Below are 15,227 nucleotides of genomic sequence, written 5' to 3' on the forward strand. Positions count from 1 at the left end.
TACGGTCTGTGGCCCAGATCGCTCGGGCGTCAATTCATGTTGGCCGTCGCCATGCTGGCGCTGCTGATCTCGGCAGGCGGCATCACTGCGGTCTATGCGCTGCGCACCTCGGCGGAAGCCACGCGCAGGCTCGCCAGCGAGCAGCTCATGCAATTGCGCGAGGCGCAGGAACTCGTTCAGCGCACGTTGTTGATTGAGCGCGAATCGGCGCAGTTGGAAAAGACCTCGTCGGTGGAAGCCCTGCGCCGGCACTATGCCGAGATCTTGCGCAACCTGGAGGCGTTCGAGCAGTTGTCCGAGCGGCTTGCTGCAACCGACGACGACATTGAAGTGCTCGATCTGCATCAGTCGACCCAGCTGTTTCGCAACGTCGTCAATATCGTCGCCCAGTGGTGGGAAAGCGAGCTGCAACATGCCGGAACTGCCGGTGCGGCTGCACAGGCGCCGGCATCCGAACGCAGCCTTGCCGGGCGCCGGTCCTTGGATGCGCTTTACATGCAGGCCGGCGCCATGGTGGTTTCGGCACAGCAGGTGTCGGAGCAGCACACGCGGGCGTTTCAGCAGGCAATGCAGGCGTTGGCGGTTGTTTCCGAGCGCAATCAGCGCTGGGTGACAGCGCTGCTCGCCGCCAGCGTGGTATTTGCCTGCCTGGCGGCTTACGGGCTGCTCGGGCGCCACGTGCTTCAGCGCTTGCTGCAGGTCAGCCGCAGCTTGCGCGAAGGACGTTCGGACGGGGCGCCCAGTGCGGTACCCGTCGATGGCGACGACGAGATCGGCCAGATGGCGCGCGCGGTCGAACAATTCCAGCGTGACCGATGGCAGCTTGCCTTGGCCCACGAGGCACTGCAGGCCGAGCGTGCGCGCCAGGAGCAATTGCTGCACGAACTGGCCCAGACGCAGGGACAGCTGCTGCAATCGGAAAAGATGGCGTCGATCGGCCAGCTCGCTGCCGGCGTGGCCCATGAGATCAACAATCCCGTCTCGTTTGTCAAAGCCAATCTGGGCAGTTTGCAGCGCTACGTTGGAGGATTGCTCGACGCGCTGTCAGCCTACGAATCCCACGAGGCAGAGTTGGCGCCCGCCACGCGGGCTGCGCTTGCGCAGGTCAAGCTGGCGGCTGATCTCGAGTACGTGCGCGAAGATGTGCCGGGGCTGTTGGCGGAATCCCAGGAGGGGCTGCAGCGGGTCAAGACAATCGTGCAGGGTCTCAAGGATTTCTCCCATGTGGAAGAAGCGCAGCCGCAACCTGCCAATCTTGAAACGTGTCTGGAAACAACAATCAAGATCGTCTGGAATGAGCTGAAGTACAAGGTGGAGCTGGTGCGCGAATATGGCGGAATCCCAGACATCGAGTGCAGGCCCACCCAACTGAGCCAGGTGTTCATGAACCTGCTGGTCAATGCCGGACAAGCCATTCAGGACCACGGACGCATCACGCTGCGAACCGGCCACGACGCGGACAACGTCTGGGTGGAGGTGGAAGATACCGGGGGCGGTATCCGGCCCGAGCATCTCAGCCGCATCTTCGACCCGTTCTTCACCACCAAGCCCGTTGGCCTGGGGACGGGGCTCGGCCTGTCCGTCTCTTACGGCATCGTGCGCAAGCATGGTGGCCAGATCGACGTGCGTAGCGAAGTTGGCCGCGGCACGTGTTTTCGGCTCGTCTTGCCGCTGCAAAGCCGTTGATCCAGCGGGCGCATTCGTGCTCTGCCTTGCATGGAATTGGTGGCGCCGGGCGTCACCAGAGCAACGTGGGGCGAGCCAGGGCGGTTTGAATCTCGTCTCCATCCGGACAAACAAAAAACCCGCGAGGCTCATCGCCACGCGGGTTTTTTGTCGCCCCTGAACTGCTTGGGACTGTGTTTGGTGCCCAGGAGAGGACTCGAACCTCCACGGAGTTACCCGCTAGTACCTGAAACTAGTGCGTCTACCAATTCCGCCACCTGGGCTAGGTGAGCGGCGCATTTTACCGACCGCCAAAAAATTTGCAAGCCCTTCTTTTCTGCTCGGCTATTCCACCGGCGCGCCAGCGTTACAGCCGTTACGCGTGTGGTGGTCAGCAGGACGGCAACCTCGCTGCTACGCTGCCACGCAGCTATTTGCATTCCCCCCAACATGAGGTTGATCGATGATGAAACTCCGCCGCGCCGCCACCGGCGCCATGCTGGCTGCGCTTGCCACCTTTGCCCACGCCGAGCACCCGATCTGCACGATCGTGGCCGACGCCGCCACCGGCAAGGCCGTCTTGCACGAAGGCAAGTGCGACGAGCGCGTGACCCCCGCTTCCACCTTCAAGCTCGCACTCGCGGTCATGGGTTTTGACCACGGCTTCCTCAAAGACGAGCACACCCCGGTCGAGCACTTCAGGCGCGGCGATCCCGACTGGGGCGGTGAAGCCTGGCACCAGCCCATCGACCCGGCGCTGTGGCTCAAGTATTCGGTGGTCTGGTATTCGCAGCGCATTACGCAGGCGATGGGCGCGCAGACCTTCCAGGCATACGTGCGCAAGCTGGGCTACGGCAACATGGACGTGAGCGGTGACCCGGGCAAGAACAACGGCATGGACCGCTCGTGGATCACCTCTTCGCTGAAGATCTCGCCGGAGGAGCAGGTCGGCTTTATGCGCAGGATCGTCAACCGGCAGTTGCCGGTGTCGGCGCGCACCTACGAGATGGTCGACCGTACCGTGCAGACCTGGCAGGTGCCGGGCGGCTGGGCCGTGCAGGGCAAGACGGGCACCGCGGGCCCGGCGCCGGGCAACACGTCACCTGATGGCACGTGGGATCAGGCGCACGCTTATGGCTGGTTTGTCGGCTGGGCCAAGAAGGGCGACAAGACTTACGTATTTGCCAACCTGATCCAGGACGACAAGGTGGAGCCGACCTCGGGCGGCATCCGCTCGCGCGATGCGCTGCTTGCCCGCCTGCCGGAAGTGCTCGCCTTTGCAGGGCACTGATCGACGGCGTTATGCATGACGGTGTTCGGCCTCGCTGCGCACCGTCGCTTCATCCACGCCCAGGCGCTGATGCAATTCCTGCCAGCCCTTGGGCGTGACCAGCACGGCGCGCGAATCGCGTGCGCGCAGCATCCAGCCGACATCGCATAGGCGACGCAGGAACTGCACCCCCAGCGGCCCCGCCAGGTGATGCGTGCGCTCCGTCCAGTCCAGGCATTGCCGCGCCAGCCCGCGCCGCGTCGGGCGAATGGCGCGAACATCGAGCCCTACGTCGCCAAACCAGGTGATGCCGGCGGGCGTGATCTCGTATTGCTTGTCCGGCATCGGCAGCAGATAGCCGCGTGATTGCAGCGCGTGCGTGACGGCCACGCCCACCTGTCCGGCAAGGTGGTCATAGCAGCAGCGGCAGAAGCCAAGCTCTCGCGCCTTTGGGCTGGGCGTGGTGCGCCGCACAGCTGCTGCGGGCGTGATGGCCGCCAGGTGTTCCAGCGCTTGCGCCACATGGGCCCCGGCCAGCCGAAAGTACTTGTGCCGTCCCTCCGTTTCCACCACCACCAAGCCACCGTCGAGCAACTTGGCCAGATGTGTGCTGGCCGTCTGCGCGGTGACGCCCGCAGCATGCGCTAACTCGCCCGCGGGCAGCGCGCGCCCATCAAGCAACGCCGTCAGCATGGCCGCCCGTGCCGGGTCTGCAATCAGGAAGGCCGTGCCGGAAAAGCTGTTCGGATGCGACATATCGGGCTCCTTGTCATGTGGCCATTCTAGGGAGCCGCGCGCCGCGATGCTTCGACACGCATCGAAGCGTTGCCAAGGGTGCCGGCACTACGCTGGGGCCATCGCTTGCTAAAGCCAAAAACCAGAGGCTCCAAGATGGATGGAATCACGATGCAACCCGCGCATGCCAACACCGCGACACATAAGCGTCTGGTGCTGTGCGTGCTGTCGATGGCCGTGTTGGTCGCGCAGATCGACACCGCCGTTGTCAACCTGGCGGTGCGCCCGATTGGCCAGTTCTTCCACGCACAGGTTGGCCCGCTGCAGTGGGTGATCGACGCTTACAACCTCGCCTATGCCGCGTTGCTGCTCAGCGGCGGCCTGCTGGCCGACTTGTATGGCCGGCGGCGGGCATTTGTGTCGGGTGCGGCGGTGTTCTCAGTGGCATCGGTGCTGTGCGCGCTGGCGCCGTCGATCGGATGGCTGATCGGGGCGCGTGCGATGGCAGGTGTGGGTGCGTCGTTGCTGCTGCCGGCGTCGCTAGCGATTCTGCGGGTGGTGTGGCGCGACCCGGGCGAACGTGCGCATGCACTGGGCGTCTGGGCCGCATGCAACGGCCTGGCCATGGCGATTGGGCCGACGGCTGGCGGCGTGCTGGTCACGCACTTCGGCTGGCGCGCCGTGTTCTGGGTGGTGGTGCCGGTGAGCGTGGCCATCATGGCGTTGGCCGTGCGCGTGGTGCCGGAATCGTCCGACGCCGCGCATCGCCGTTTCGATGCGCTGGCCCAGGTGTTGGGCGCCATCACGCTGGGCGGCCTGGCCTTTGCCGCTATCGAAGCGCATCAGGCGCCCGTTGTGGCGGCAACCGTGCTGGCCGTGACGATCATCGCGCTGGTGTGGTTCATCCGCGTAGAGGCGCGCCATGGCGGCGAGGCGCTGGTGCCGCTGGATCTCTTTCGCGTGCGGGAGTTTCGCGGCGCCATTGTCGCCACGGCGGGCATGACGTTCGGCATGTACGGCGCACTCTTTCTGCTGCCGCTCATGTGGCAGAGCACTGGGCGCTTCAACGTCATTGGCGCGGGCATTGCGCTGATGCCGATGGCGCTGGTCTTCATGGCGGTGTCGCCCATGTCGGGCACGGTGGCGCGCCGCCATGGCGTGCGGCTGGCCACGGCGGGCGGGGTGGGCATCATCGCGCTGGGACTGCTTACGTTGGGCGCCTTTGCCGGTGCGGCATCGGTGGTGCCGTCGGCCATCGGGCTGGCACTCACGGGGCTCGGCATGGGCTTTGCGACCGGGCCGCTGATGGGCGCGGCGGTAGGCGCCGTGGGGCCGGAGCGTTCCGGCACCGCATCGGCGCTCGTCAACGTGGCGCGCATGACCGGGGCGACGCTGGGCGTGGCAATCCTGGGGGCGGTGTACGCCGTGTGCGGCAGCGGCGCATCGGGGCTGCGCGTGGCCATGTTGTGCGGGGGCGTTGTACAGCTTGTGTGCGCCGCTGTGGCGTGGCGGCATGGCGCTGAGCGCCATTGAATGCCACTAAGCGCTTTCCAATGTCCTCGGTTCTTTAACAGTGCGTGACCGAAGGCGAGGCCATCGGATGCACTGCCAAAAAAATACCCGGCGAGGGGATTGCCGGGCTAAGTGGGATGTGAATTCGTGCGACAGGGCCACCTTACAAGTATTTCTTTTGTCAGATTGAAAACAAATTCAAAACACCACACGGTTTTGAGTGTTTGCTCTAAAGAAACGAGCGCTTGAATATGGCGCCGGTGTACGGGTTTTCCTTATAGCCAAGCCATCTTCTGGGTTCGGGCAAACGATTTCCTTTTGATGGGTTGAATTCAAAGCAGGTTGTTTTTCAAATAAAAAAACAAGGCGAAACATATCAATAGAAGCGCTTTGGTTTGATTGAATTGATCGGGATGGTGAATTAATCCATTCCGTCTTTAATTGTCGAATCCGGCCACGCATATTGGGCGTCAAAAGCCGTTCGGCACGCTGAGCCCTGCCTGAGCAGGCATTTGCATTTGTTGAATTTTGGTGCGCGTCCGCCGCCCAGAATTCACGCCAGCAACGAAGGCAATGTCGCCATGCACGTCCCAACGGGACAGTGCAGCTGAATCGTTTGCGGGGCCGGAGCCGCCGATAGAGCAGCCCGAAGCCCCACCGGACGCGCGCGCCTGCGGCCCGGTGAAAGGCGGCAACGAACGGGGAAGTTCGTTTTTTCCATCCATCCACCATTGTTTCTCGGAGCGGTGTCTGCTCCGCGGGCGGAGCTTTGTGTGTCGTGTCCAGCGCGGTAGGTCTAGCGTGATGCGGTGTGCGGAGATGTCGTCGGCGGCGTGCGGGCACGGGAAATCAATATGCCGACGACATCTCAACGCCGCCGCGAGCGGCAACGCATGCTTTCCATGGCGCTGGTCGCGTCGCCCCTGACGCTGTTCGCCCTGGCGGCCAAGGCTGCATGCGTTACCTCGGGCGCCACCACCCTGTGTGGCGCCACTGCCCCCAACCCGTGGTCACAAACAGTTGGCACCGGCAACAACGCCGCTGAAGACAACCGCACGGTCATGGTCCAGACCGGCAGCACGATCAACGTGGGCAGCGCCAACGCGATCAGCCTGCGCGACAACGCCAACATCCGCGTGCAGAACGGCGCCACCGTCAGCAACAACGCGACCAGCGGCCCGGGCCTGTTCGGCACCGGCAACAACACCATCGAGTTCCGCAGCAATGGCACGCTCACGGTGGACCGGGGCGGCAGTGTGCTGTCCAATGGCCGCCAGCAGAATGGCGAGGCCGTCAACGTGATGGGCGCGGGCAATACCGTCATCAACAACGGCACGATCCGATCAAGCACCGCCGCGGCCATCTGGTTTGACAACCTCAGCGGCAGCAACACGATCATCAACAACGAGACCGGCGTCATTCAGGCCAACGGCAACGTGATCGGCAGCGCGGGCAACGCGAGCGTGGATTTCACCAACAAGGGCCGGGTGGTCGGCAATCTTGTGTTTGCCGGGGGCAGCGACACGCTGCGCCTGTTCACGGGCTCGACCATCACGGGCAATTTCGACGGCGGTGGTGGCGCCAACACGATCTACCTGAGCGGCACGGGCGACAGCGCCTTGCCCGGCAACATCAGCAACTTCCAGACGCTCATCAAGAACGACACCGGCACCTGGACGCTGACGGGCACGGTAAGCGGCGTAAAGAACGCCACCGTGCAGCAGGGCACGCTCGTCCTGACCGGCGACAACGCCGCCTACACCGGCAACATCACCGTGGACGCGGCGGGCACGCTGCAGGGGCGCGCGCAGAGCCTGATGCCAACCATCGTCAACAACGGCCTCGTCCGCTTCGACCAGCCGGATGCCGGCACCTTCACGGGTTTGATCTCGGGTACGGGCGCGGTGGAAAAAACCGGCGCAGGCACGCTCACGCTGTCGCCCACGGCCCTGGGCGGCAACAACTATGCAGGCGGCACGCGCATCAACGGCGGCACGGTGGCCATTGGCGCCGACAACGCACTCGGCGCAGCCACCGGCGGTGTGTCGTTTGACGGCGGCACGCTGCAGCTCACGCAGAACCTGGATCTGGCGGCCACGCGCGCCGTCACGCTCAACGCGGGCGGTGGCACGATCGATACGCAAGGCTTTACGTCGACGCTGTCGCAAGGCATCACAGGCAGCGGTGCACTGACCAAGCTTGGCAGCGGTGTGCTGACCTTGAACGGCACCAACAGCGTTGGCGGCGGCACGACGGTTGCGGCCGGCACGCTGGTGGTGGGCGATGCCACGCACGCTGGTGCCTCGCTGGCGGGTTCGACGCTGGTCAATAGCGGCGCCACGCTGGGCGGTTTTGGCAACGTGCGCGGCAGCGTGCGCAACGATGGCACGCTGGCCGTGGCGGATGCCGTACCGGCACTCGCGGGCGCCGGGACGGGCACGTTCACCATCAACGGGGCGCTGTTCAACACGGGCGTCATGCAGGTGGGCGGTGCGGGGGTGGGCAACACGCTGGCAGTCAACGGCAGCTTGATGGGCGCGGGCGGCACGCTGGCCCTCAACACGCAACTGGGCGCCGACAACTCGCCGACCGACCGCCTCGTGCTCTCGGGCGGCGCCGCCGCAGGCAACACCGGCGTGCGTGTGACCAACGTGGGCGGCGCGGGGGCGCAGACCACGGGCAATGGCATCCAGGTCATCGCGGCTGTGAATGGCGCCACCACGCAGGCAGGTGCCTTTACGCTGGCCGCGCCGGTGGTGGCTGGCCCGTATGAGTACACGCTGTACCGTGGCGGCACGGGCTCGGCCGACAGCTGGTACTTGCGTTCGACTCGTCAGATGCCCGAGCCGGACCCCACGCCAAATCCGAATCCGAACCCCAATCCAGACCCGCGCACGCCCAACGAGAGCACCGACCCGAACAACAACACGGTCAATCCGGTGACGCCGCCCGCGCGCGAGGTGCCGAACTACCGCCCGGAGGTATCGCTGTACACCGCCGTGCCGTCGATGGCGCTCATGGTCAGCCGCGCAATGCTCGACACGTTGCACGAGCGCGTGGGCGACGAGACTCTGCTGCGCACCGGCGTGCCGAATGCCGGCAAAGACGGCAGCAAGGCGTTCAATGGCGCATGGGCACGCGTGATCGGCCAGAAGGGCAGCCGCATGTCGGACGGCGGCATCTATGGTGTCGACGGCCCGGCATTCGATTACCAGCTCGCGGCCGTGCAGCTCGGCGGCGACCTGTACCGCACGCAGAACGCCGACAACAGCCGCGACCACGCCGGCGTGATGTTCTCCACCGGCCGCATCACCGGAGATGTCACACACGCGGATGGCGCCAACGCCGGCAGCAACGGCATCAACGCCACGGCCGTCGGCGTGTATTGGACGCACTTCGGCCCGAACGACTGGTATGTCGATGCCGTCGCGCAGGGCACGCGCTACGACGTCAAGGCATCGTCCGCGCGCATGGCCGGGCTGACATCGCATGGCTTGGGCTATGCGCTGTCGCTGGAGACGGGCTACCCGATTGCGCTGGAAAACCGCTGGCGCGTCGAGCCGCAAGCGCAGTTGATCTACCAGAGCATTGGCCTGGCCGATGGCACCGACCCGGCCGCTCAGGTGCGCTTTGGCAATGCGCAATCGCTGCTGGGCCGCGTGGGCGTGCGCGTGGCGAAAGACTGGGGCGACATGCCCGAGCGTCCGCGCTCAACGTGGTTCCGCGCGAGCGTGTGGCAGGAGTTTCGCGGCGCGAGCACGACGTCGTTCTCGTCGGCCAACGGCTGGGTGCCGTTCACATCCAGCATGCCCGCCACCGTGCTCGACATGCAGGCCGGTGTGACGGCGCAGTTCACGCGCACGGCATCGTTCTATGCCAGCGTGGGTTACCAGATCAGCTCGGACGGCCGCCTGCACGGCTACGACGGCAAGCTCGGCATGCGCTGGAACTGGTAAGCCGGCCGCAACGCGGCAGTGCTGCACCGTGCAGAAACCCTGGGCACGCCAGGGCTTATGCTGCGTCACAACAATCAACGGGGAGCCACTGCGGCTCCCCGTTGTGCTTGGTGCCATGCGGCACCGTGGTGGCTTGCGAGTTTTGCTCACGCGTTTTTCGGTTGTCTGTCATGACAGGAATTCGTGAAAACCCTAGGAAACCCGCACCCACCTTAGCGATTGGTTATTTCATGCGAAAAGCCTACGCTTACTGCGTAGTACTACGTGTGGCTGCTGCGTACAGGTGCGGATGGTTTTCCGGAGAGCGCGCGATCAGAGTGCGCCGGATAACAACAAAGGCGGAAAGCATTCCCTCAGACATCCGTCTGGCCGCGCATCGGGCGTGGCACCTCACCTGTTCAAAACAACATCCGAAGTCCCCGAACTAGGAGACAACCCATGAAGTTCTTGCTCGCGCTGCCTTTCATCGGCCTGCTGTGGGTGCCGTTCTACAACCAGGAAATGCCGGCGCTCTTCGGCTTTCCGTTCTTCTACTGGTACCAGTTCCTCTGGGTGCCTATCACCTCGCTGCTGATCTGGATCGTCTTCAAGAACGGTCAGAGCAAAGGAGAAGAATGATGGACGGACAAATCAACTGGACTGCGCTGGCGGTCTTCATCTTCTTCTTCGCGCTCGTCACGGTGATGGGCTTCATCGCCTCGCGCTGGCAGCGCGGCAACTCCGACAAGGGCGCCCACATTGAAGAGTGGGGCCTGGGCGGCCGCAATTTCGGCACCTGGATCACGTGGTTCCTGGTGGGCGGGGATTTCTACACCGCCTACACCGTGATCGCCGTGCCGGCACTCGTGTATGCGGTGGGTGCGTATGGCTTCTTTGCGCTGCCGTACACGATCCTGGTGTACCCGATCGTCTTCCTGATCATGCCCAAGCTGTGGAAGGTGGCGCATGCCAACGGCCACGTCACGGCGGCCGATGCCGTGTATGGCCGCTACGGCTCGCGCTCGCTGGAGTTTGCGGTGGCGCTCACGGGCGTGGTGGCGACAATGCCCTACATCGCCCTGCAGCTCATCGGCATGGAAGTCGTGATCAAGGCCCTGGGCTTGACGGGTGAGCTGCCCCTGGCGGCCGCCTTCGTCATCCTGGCGCTGTACACGTACTCCGCCGGCCTGCGGGCGCCTGCGCTCATCGCCTTCGTCAAAGACATCATGATCTACATCGTGGTGCTGGTGGCGGTGGTGCTGGTGCCGGCCAAGCTGGGCGGCTACGGTGCGGTGTTTGCCACCGCGCATGATGCGTTTGCCTTGAAGGGCGGTGCCACGGGCCTGACGCTCAAGCCTGCGCAGTTCCTGCCGTTCGCCACGCTGGCGATTGGCTCGGCACTGGCGGCGTTCATGTATCCGCACACGCTCACGGGCATCTTTGCCGCGCGCAGTGCAGACACCATCCGCAAGAACGCTGTCTTCCTGCCGGCCTATACGGTGCTGCTGGGCCTGATTGCGCTGCTGGGCTTCATGGCTTATGCGGCAGGCATCAAGGTCACCAACAACAACGACGTCGTGCCCGCGCTGTTCAACGCGCTGTTCCCGAGCTGGTTCACGGGCTTTGCGTTCTCGGCCATCGCCATTGGTGCGCTGGTGCCGGCGGCCGTCATGTCGATTGGTGCGGCCAACCTGTTCACGCGCAACTTCTGGAAGCCCTACGTGGCCCCGGACCTCACGCATGCCGGTGAGGAAAAGGTTGCCAAGGTGATCTCGTTGATCGTCAAGGCGGGCGCCCTGGTGTTCATCCTGTTCCTGCCGACCAAGTTCGCGCTGGACCTGCAACTGCTGGGCGGCGTGTGGATCGTGCAGACGTTCCCGTCGGTCGTGTTCGGGTTGTTCAACATCTCGAACCGCTTCCGCGCGCCGGCACTGCTGGCCGGCTGGGCAGCGGGCATGATTGCCGGCAGCTGGCTGGCGTTCTCCGACGGCATCAAGCCCGTGCACACCTTTGTGATTGGCGCAGACAAGTACACCATCTATACGGGCCTGGCGGCACTGGCCTTCAACATCATCGTTGCGGTGGTGGTGCAGTTGCTGATGGGCAAGCGTGGGGAGGAAGCCGCTACGCTGCGTCAGGCAGGCTGATCGACGCTGCGATTCGCAAAACGAAGAGAAAAGGCCGGTACCTCAGGGTGCCGGCTTTTTTCTTTAGCGCTGGGCGACCGGCATGCCCGCGCAGCCGGCCGTGTCAAGCCGCCACCGAGCAGGGAATCCGCACCGTAAACGTCGTGCCGTGTTCCGACGATTGCACATCGATCGTTCCGCGATGCGCCTGCACAATGCAGCGGCAGATATACAGGCCAAGCCCAATGCCAGCGGCGCTCCCGCTGTGGTCGGGCTGATTGGCGCGGGTGAGCGGATCGAACAGTGTGGGGAAAGCGGAGGGCGGAATGGGGTTGCCCTCGTTTGAAACGGCAATCGTCATCTGCCCGTCGCGTCCGGCTGCTTCCAGGGCGACCCGCCCCGACCCGTATCGCACCGCGTTGGCCAATAGATTGACCAGCAACTGGCCAATCCGGCTGCCGTCCCAGGTGCCACGTAGTTCGCCCGCAAGGCGCAGATCGATCTGCGCATCGGGGTAAGACGCACACACTTCGTCGATGGCATCGCTGCACAGCCGCCCCATATCCTGAGGGCTGCACGTCGTGGGCAGAAAGTCGCCCAGCCGGGTGCGGGTGAAGACGAGCAGATCGTCGATCATCTGTTGCACGCGCATCGCACCGCGCTGTATGAATGCGACCGCGCGCACGCTGCGTGACGACAGCCCGTCGTCATGCAGCAGGGTTTCAGCAGAGGCCAGGATCGCGCTGAGGGGCGAACGCAGGTCATGCGCGAGCACGCCGGCAAACAGGTCGCGCATGCGCTCCGTGCGCTGCGCGTGCTGTCGCACCGACTCTGCGAGCATCTGGTCGATGGCTTCGTTGAACCGAGTCATCTCTTGCAGTGCGAGCGCGTGTGACTGTGGATCCTGCTGCCACCGGCGCAGCACGCTGGCGCGCAGGGCGCGGTATTCCGCCACCACATCGTTGATGTCGAACCCGTGCGAGAGGCGGTCGTCGGCATGTTCATGGGCCGCTTCATTGAAACCAGACTCCGAGGGCGCCCGGTCGCCCCGCGATTTGGCCTGCTGTTGCTCGGGCGTCTGCCGCTCGCGCATGTCGGCGGCAATCCGGACGAGAAGGTCTCGCGCTGAATTGCGCAACTGAGAATCAGAAAGGCGGGTACGGCCGCTGTTGATCGTGCGTGCGTATTCCGTCCAGTCATCGATGAGGGGCCCGAGGTTTGCCTCGATAAAGTCAGACAGCGTCATGGATTTCCTCGACGGTTGCGAAAGCCATGTTGAGACGGGATGTGGGGCGCCGGGGGGGGGGCATTGCCCACACCGTTGAAAGGGTCGATGCCCCGTATTACTGCATAGGGTATGCAAACTGCGTTCCAGTCGCTAGCGGGGTGCGGAGATTCCACTCCGATTCCCACTCTTGACCGCTGTGGTGCACGAGCGAGCCACCATGGGCACGCCAGTTGCTGTTCTTGGCTGGTACACGCTTGCGGCGCTTCGCGCATACCTACCCATTGAATGAACGACGCCGCTTCTCAGTCCCCTGAATTTGGCCCTACATGGCTCCGGCTGTGGGCTGAATCGACCTCCGATTATTCCATCTTTGCGCTGTCGATCCACGGCATTGTCTCCACGTGGAACCCCGGCGGAGAGCGCATGCAGGGCTATCGGCCGGACGAGATTATTGGCCAGCCGTTCGCACTTTTGTATCCGCCGGAGGGCCGAGCCTCGGGTGCGCCCGAGACCGCACTGCATGCCGCCGCTGAAACGGGGCGGCACGTCGAGGAAGGATGGCGCATGCGCAAGGACGGCACGCTCTTCTGGGCGAACGTCGCCATGACGGCACTCCGTGACAGCACCAACGCGTTGATCGGGTTCGGTACCGTGATTAGCGATGTGAGTGACAAGAAGGCCGCTCACGACGCCGTGCTGAAGAGCGAGCGCAACTTCCGCCTGCTCGTTCAGGGCGTGACGGACTACGCCATCTTCATGCTGTCGACCGACGGGCATATCAGCAGTTGGAATGCCGGGGCACGGCGCATCAAGGGCTACACCGAAGACGAAATCATCGGCTCGCATTTCTCGCGTTTCTATACGCCGGAGGATGTTGCGGCCGGCGTGCCGTTCCGCGGCCTGGAAACGGCCCGGCGCGACGGGCGTTTCGAGGCAGAAGGCTGGCGCGTACGGCGTGATGGAAGCCGTTTCTTCGCGCACGTCATCATCGATGCCATCTACGAAGAGGGTGAGCTGGTCGGCTTTGCGAAGATCACTCGCGACATTACGGAGCGGCGACGCGCCAGCGAGCAGCTCGAGCAAACGCAAAGGGCGCTGTTCCAGGCCCAGAAGATGGAAGCGCTGGGCAAACTCACCGGCGGCGTTGCGCATGACTTCAACAACGTGCTGCAGGTGCTGCGGGGCAATCTCGAACTGCTCGAAAGCCGGCACGGCCGTGATGGCTGGAGCGCCGAGCGGCTCAGTAACGCCATCGACGCCGTTGATCGTGGCGCCAAGCTCGCCGCCCAGTTGCTTGCCTTCGGCCGTCAGCAACCGCTCGCGCCTGTCGTGATCAACCCTGCCCGGCAACTGCGCGCCATGGACGACTTGTTGCGCCGGGCACTGGGCGAAGCGGTCGAGATCGAATCGGTGGTTGCGGGCGGCCTCTGGAATATTGCGGTCGATCCGCATCAGCTGGAAAACGTCATCCTGAATCTGGCGATCAACGCGCGGGATGCGATGCCGGACGGCGGCAAGCTCACGCTTGAACTCTCCAATGCCACGCTGGATGACGACTACGTGGTCGCGCTGCCCGACGTTCCGGCCGGGCAGTACGTCATGCTGGCGGTGACGGATACCGGTACGGGCATGGCCCCCGACGTCATGGAGCAGGCATTCGACCCGTTCTTCAGCACCAAGCCCGAGGGTGAGGGCACGGGGCTGGGGTTGAGCATGGCCTACGGTTTCGTCAAACAGAGCGGCGGCCATATCCGGCTCTACAGCGAGGTCGAGGAGGGCACGACAGTGCGTGTCTATCTGCCCCGTTCCACCGGCACGGCGGTCGAGCCCGCACGCGTCAAAGCTGGCGCGCTCAAGCATGGCCACGAAACGATCCTCGTCGTGGAAGACGACGCAAAGGTTCGCGAGACCGTGGTTGATCTGTTGAGCGGCCTCAGCTATGCCGTGCTCAAGGCCAACAATGCCGAGCAGGCGCTGGCCGTGGTCGAGAGCGGGGTGCATATCGACCTGCTCTTCACAGACGTGGTCATGCCCGGCGCCGTGCGCAGTACGGAGATGGTGCGCAGAGCGTTGCAGACCCTGCCCGCGCTGAAGGTGCTGTACACGTCCGGCTACACGCAGAACGCCATCGTGCACGGTGGCAGGCTCGATCCTGGCGTCGAGTTGCTGAGCAAGCCGTACAGCCGCCAGCAGCTGGCCTTCAAGATCCGTCAGGTGCTCGGAAGCGACGCGGTGCAAGCAACCGGACCCGATGAGGGCGACACGCCGCCCGGTCTCGACACGGGTGCGGTGTGGGAGCCCGCGCGCCTGCGCATCCTCGTGGTGGAGGACGACGCTTCATTGCGTGGCGCGGTGTGCGAGCTGCTGATGCTGATCGGGATCACGCCCCAGCAGGCGGCCAGCGGCGCGCAGGCGCTGGCAGCTCTGAAGGCGGGGTCTTTTGACGTGCTGTTTACTGACGTGGTCATGCCCGACATGTCCGGCATTGAACTCGCGCAGCGCGCGTCCACACTGCATCCGGAACTCCGCGTCGTCTTCGCCTCCGGCAACCCGATTCCTAACCACGACCGCTTTGCGTTCAGGTGGACTGCGCTACGCAAGCCATACACGCTCGATCAGTTGCAGCACGCACTGCAATCGATGATGGCGCGAGAGCGGCTGACCAACGATACATAGCCGAGTGCAGGGGTTTGAGGGCGGCGTTCGGCCCTCTGAGGCCCGTCTTCCACGGTGGGAGGGTCACGCACGGCACTCAG

Annotated in this window: 9 protein-coding genes and 1 tRNA gene; 7 read left to right on the top strand and 3 right to left on the bottom strand. The window is 64.3% G+C overall.

Annotation, left to right across the window (positions count from 1 at the left end):
• Positions 1-36: 36 nt before the first annotated feature.
• Positions 37-1,686, top strand: coding sequence for an ATP-binding protein (locus NG898_RS20255; protein ID WP_252694094.1), 1,650 nt, complete (start codon positions 37-39; stop codon positions 1,684-1,686).
• 178 nt (positions 1,687-1,864) lie between these two features.
• On the opposite strand, the gene NG898_RS20260 is transcribed toward NG898_RS20255, so the two are convergent.
• Positions 1,865-1,949, bottom strand: a tRNA-Leu gene (locus tag NG898_RS20260).
• Between the two features lie 179 nt (positions 1,950-2,128).
• On the opposite strand from NG898_RS20260, the gene blaOXA reads away from it, so the two are divergent.
• Positions 2,129-2,956: an OXA-22 family class D beta-lactamase gene (gene blaOXA, locus NG898_RS20265; RefSeq protein WP_252694095.1), complete on the top strand. Its 828-nt coding sequence runs from the start codon at positions 2,129-2,131 to the stop codon at positions 2,954-2,956.
• Between the two features lie 9 nt (positions 2,957-2,965).
• Here blaOXA and NG898_RS20270 read toward each other — a convergent pair whose 3' ends face one another.
• On the bottom strand, positions 2,966-3,691 hold the full coding sequence (locus tag NG898_RS20270; RefSeq protein ID WP_252694096.1) for an ArsR/SmtB family transcription factor: 726 nt from the start codon (positions 3,689-3,691) through the stop codon (positions 2,966-2,968).
• 135 nt (positions 3,692-3,826) lie between these two features.
• On the opposite strand from NG898_RS20270, the gene NG898_RS20275 reads away from it, so the two are divergent.
• The 4 genes from NG898_RS20275 to mctP all read left to right on the top strand — a co-directional run bounded on the left by NG898_RS20275 (position 3,827) and on the right by mctP (position 11,264).
• Positions 3,827-5,203 (top strand): MFS transporter, encoded by a 1,377-nt coding sequence (locus NG898_RS20275; protein ID WP_420803710.1) that lies wholly within the window; start codon positions 3,827-3,829, stop codon positions 5,201-5,203.
• Between the two features lie 833 nt (positions 5,204-6,036).
• Entirely contained in the window at positions 6,037-9,138 is a 3,102-nt protein-coding gene (locus NG898_RS20280) for an autotransporter family protein (RefSeq protein ID WP_252694098.1), read from the top strand.
• Positions 9,139-9,576: 438 nt separating this feature from the next.
• Positions 9,577-9,756 (top strand): DUF3311 domain-containing protein, encoded by a 180-nt coding sequence (locus NG898_RS20285; RefSeq protein ID WP_024978098.1) that lies wholly within the window; start codon positions 9,577-9,579, stop codon positions 9,754-9,756.
• Positions 9,756-11,264: a monocarboxylate uptake permease MctP gene (gene mctP / locus NG898_RS20290; RefSeq protein ID WP_252694099.1), complete on the top strand. Its 1,509-nt coding sequence runs from the start codon at positions 9,756-9,758 to the stop codon at positions 11,262-11,264. The genes NG898_RS20285 and mctP overlap by 1 nt, the downstream gene beginning before the upstream one ends.
• Positions 11,265-11,367: 103 nt before the next feature.
• On the opposite strand, the gene NG898_RS20295 is transcribed toward mctP, so the two are convergent.
• Complete coding sequence (locus NG898_RS20295; RefSeq protein WP_252694100.1) at positions 11,368-12,489, bottom strand: sensor histidine kinase; 1,122 nt, start codon at positions 12,487-12,489, stop codon at positions 11,368-11,370.
• Positions 12,490-12,756: 267 nt separating this feature from the next.
• Between NG898_RS20295 and NG898_RS20300 the strand changes: the two genes are divergently transcribed.
• A complete protein-coding gene (locus tag NG898_RS20300) occupies positions 12,757-15,147 on the top strand; it encodes a hybrid sensor histidine kinase/response regulator (protein ID WP_252694101.1) in 2,391 nt (796 codons plus the stop codon).
• Positions 15,148-15,227: the final 80 nt, after the last annotated feature.

The organism is Ralstonia mojiangensis, assembly GCF_023955645.1.
Taxonomy (GTDB): Bacteria; Pseudomonadota; Gammaproteobacteria; order Burkholderiales; family Burkholderiaceae; genus Ralstonia; species Ralstonia mojiangensis.

Bases quoted from the DNA above. Each gene is read 5' to 3' on its own strand.
- NG898_RS20255 (WP_252694094.1), top strand. From the start codon at position 37: ATGTTGGCCGTCGCCATGCTGGCGCTGCTGATCTCGGCAGGCGGCATC.
- blaOXA (WP_252694095.1), top strand. From the start codon at position 2,129: ATGATGAAACTCCGCCGCGCCGCCACCGGCGCCATGCTGGCTGCGCTT.
- NG898_RS20270 (WP_252694096.1), bottom strand. From the start codon at position 3,691: ATGTCGCATCCGAACAGCTTTTCCGGCACGGCCTTCCTGATTGCAGAC.
- NG898_RS20275 (WP_420803710.1), top strand. From the start codon at position 3,827: ATGGATGGAATCACGATGCAACCCGCGCATGCCAACACCGCGACACAT.
- NG898_RS20280 (WP_252694098.1), top strand. From the start codon at position 6,037: ATGCCGACGACATCTCAACGCCGCCGCGAGCGGCAACGCATGCTTTCC.
- NG898_RS20285 (WP_024978098.1), top strand. From the start codon at position 9,577: ATGAAGTTCTTGCTCGCGCTGCCTTTCATCGGCCTGCTGTGGGTGCCG.
- mctP (WP_252694099.1), top strand. From the start codon at position 9,756: ATGGACGGACAAATCAACTGGACTGCGCTGGCGGTCTTCATCTTCTTC.
- NG898_RS20295 (WP_252694100.1), bottom strand. From the start codon at position 12,489: ATGACGCTGTCTGACTTTATCGAGGCAAACCTCGGGCCCCTCATCGAT.
- NG898_RS20300 (WP_252694101.1), top strand. From the start codon at position 12,757: ATGAACGACGCCGCTTCTCAGTCCCCTGAATTTGGCCCTACATGGCTC.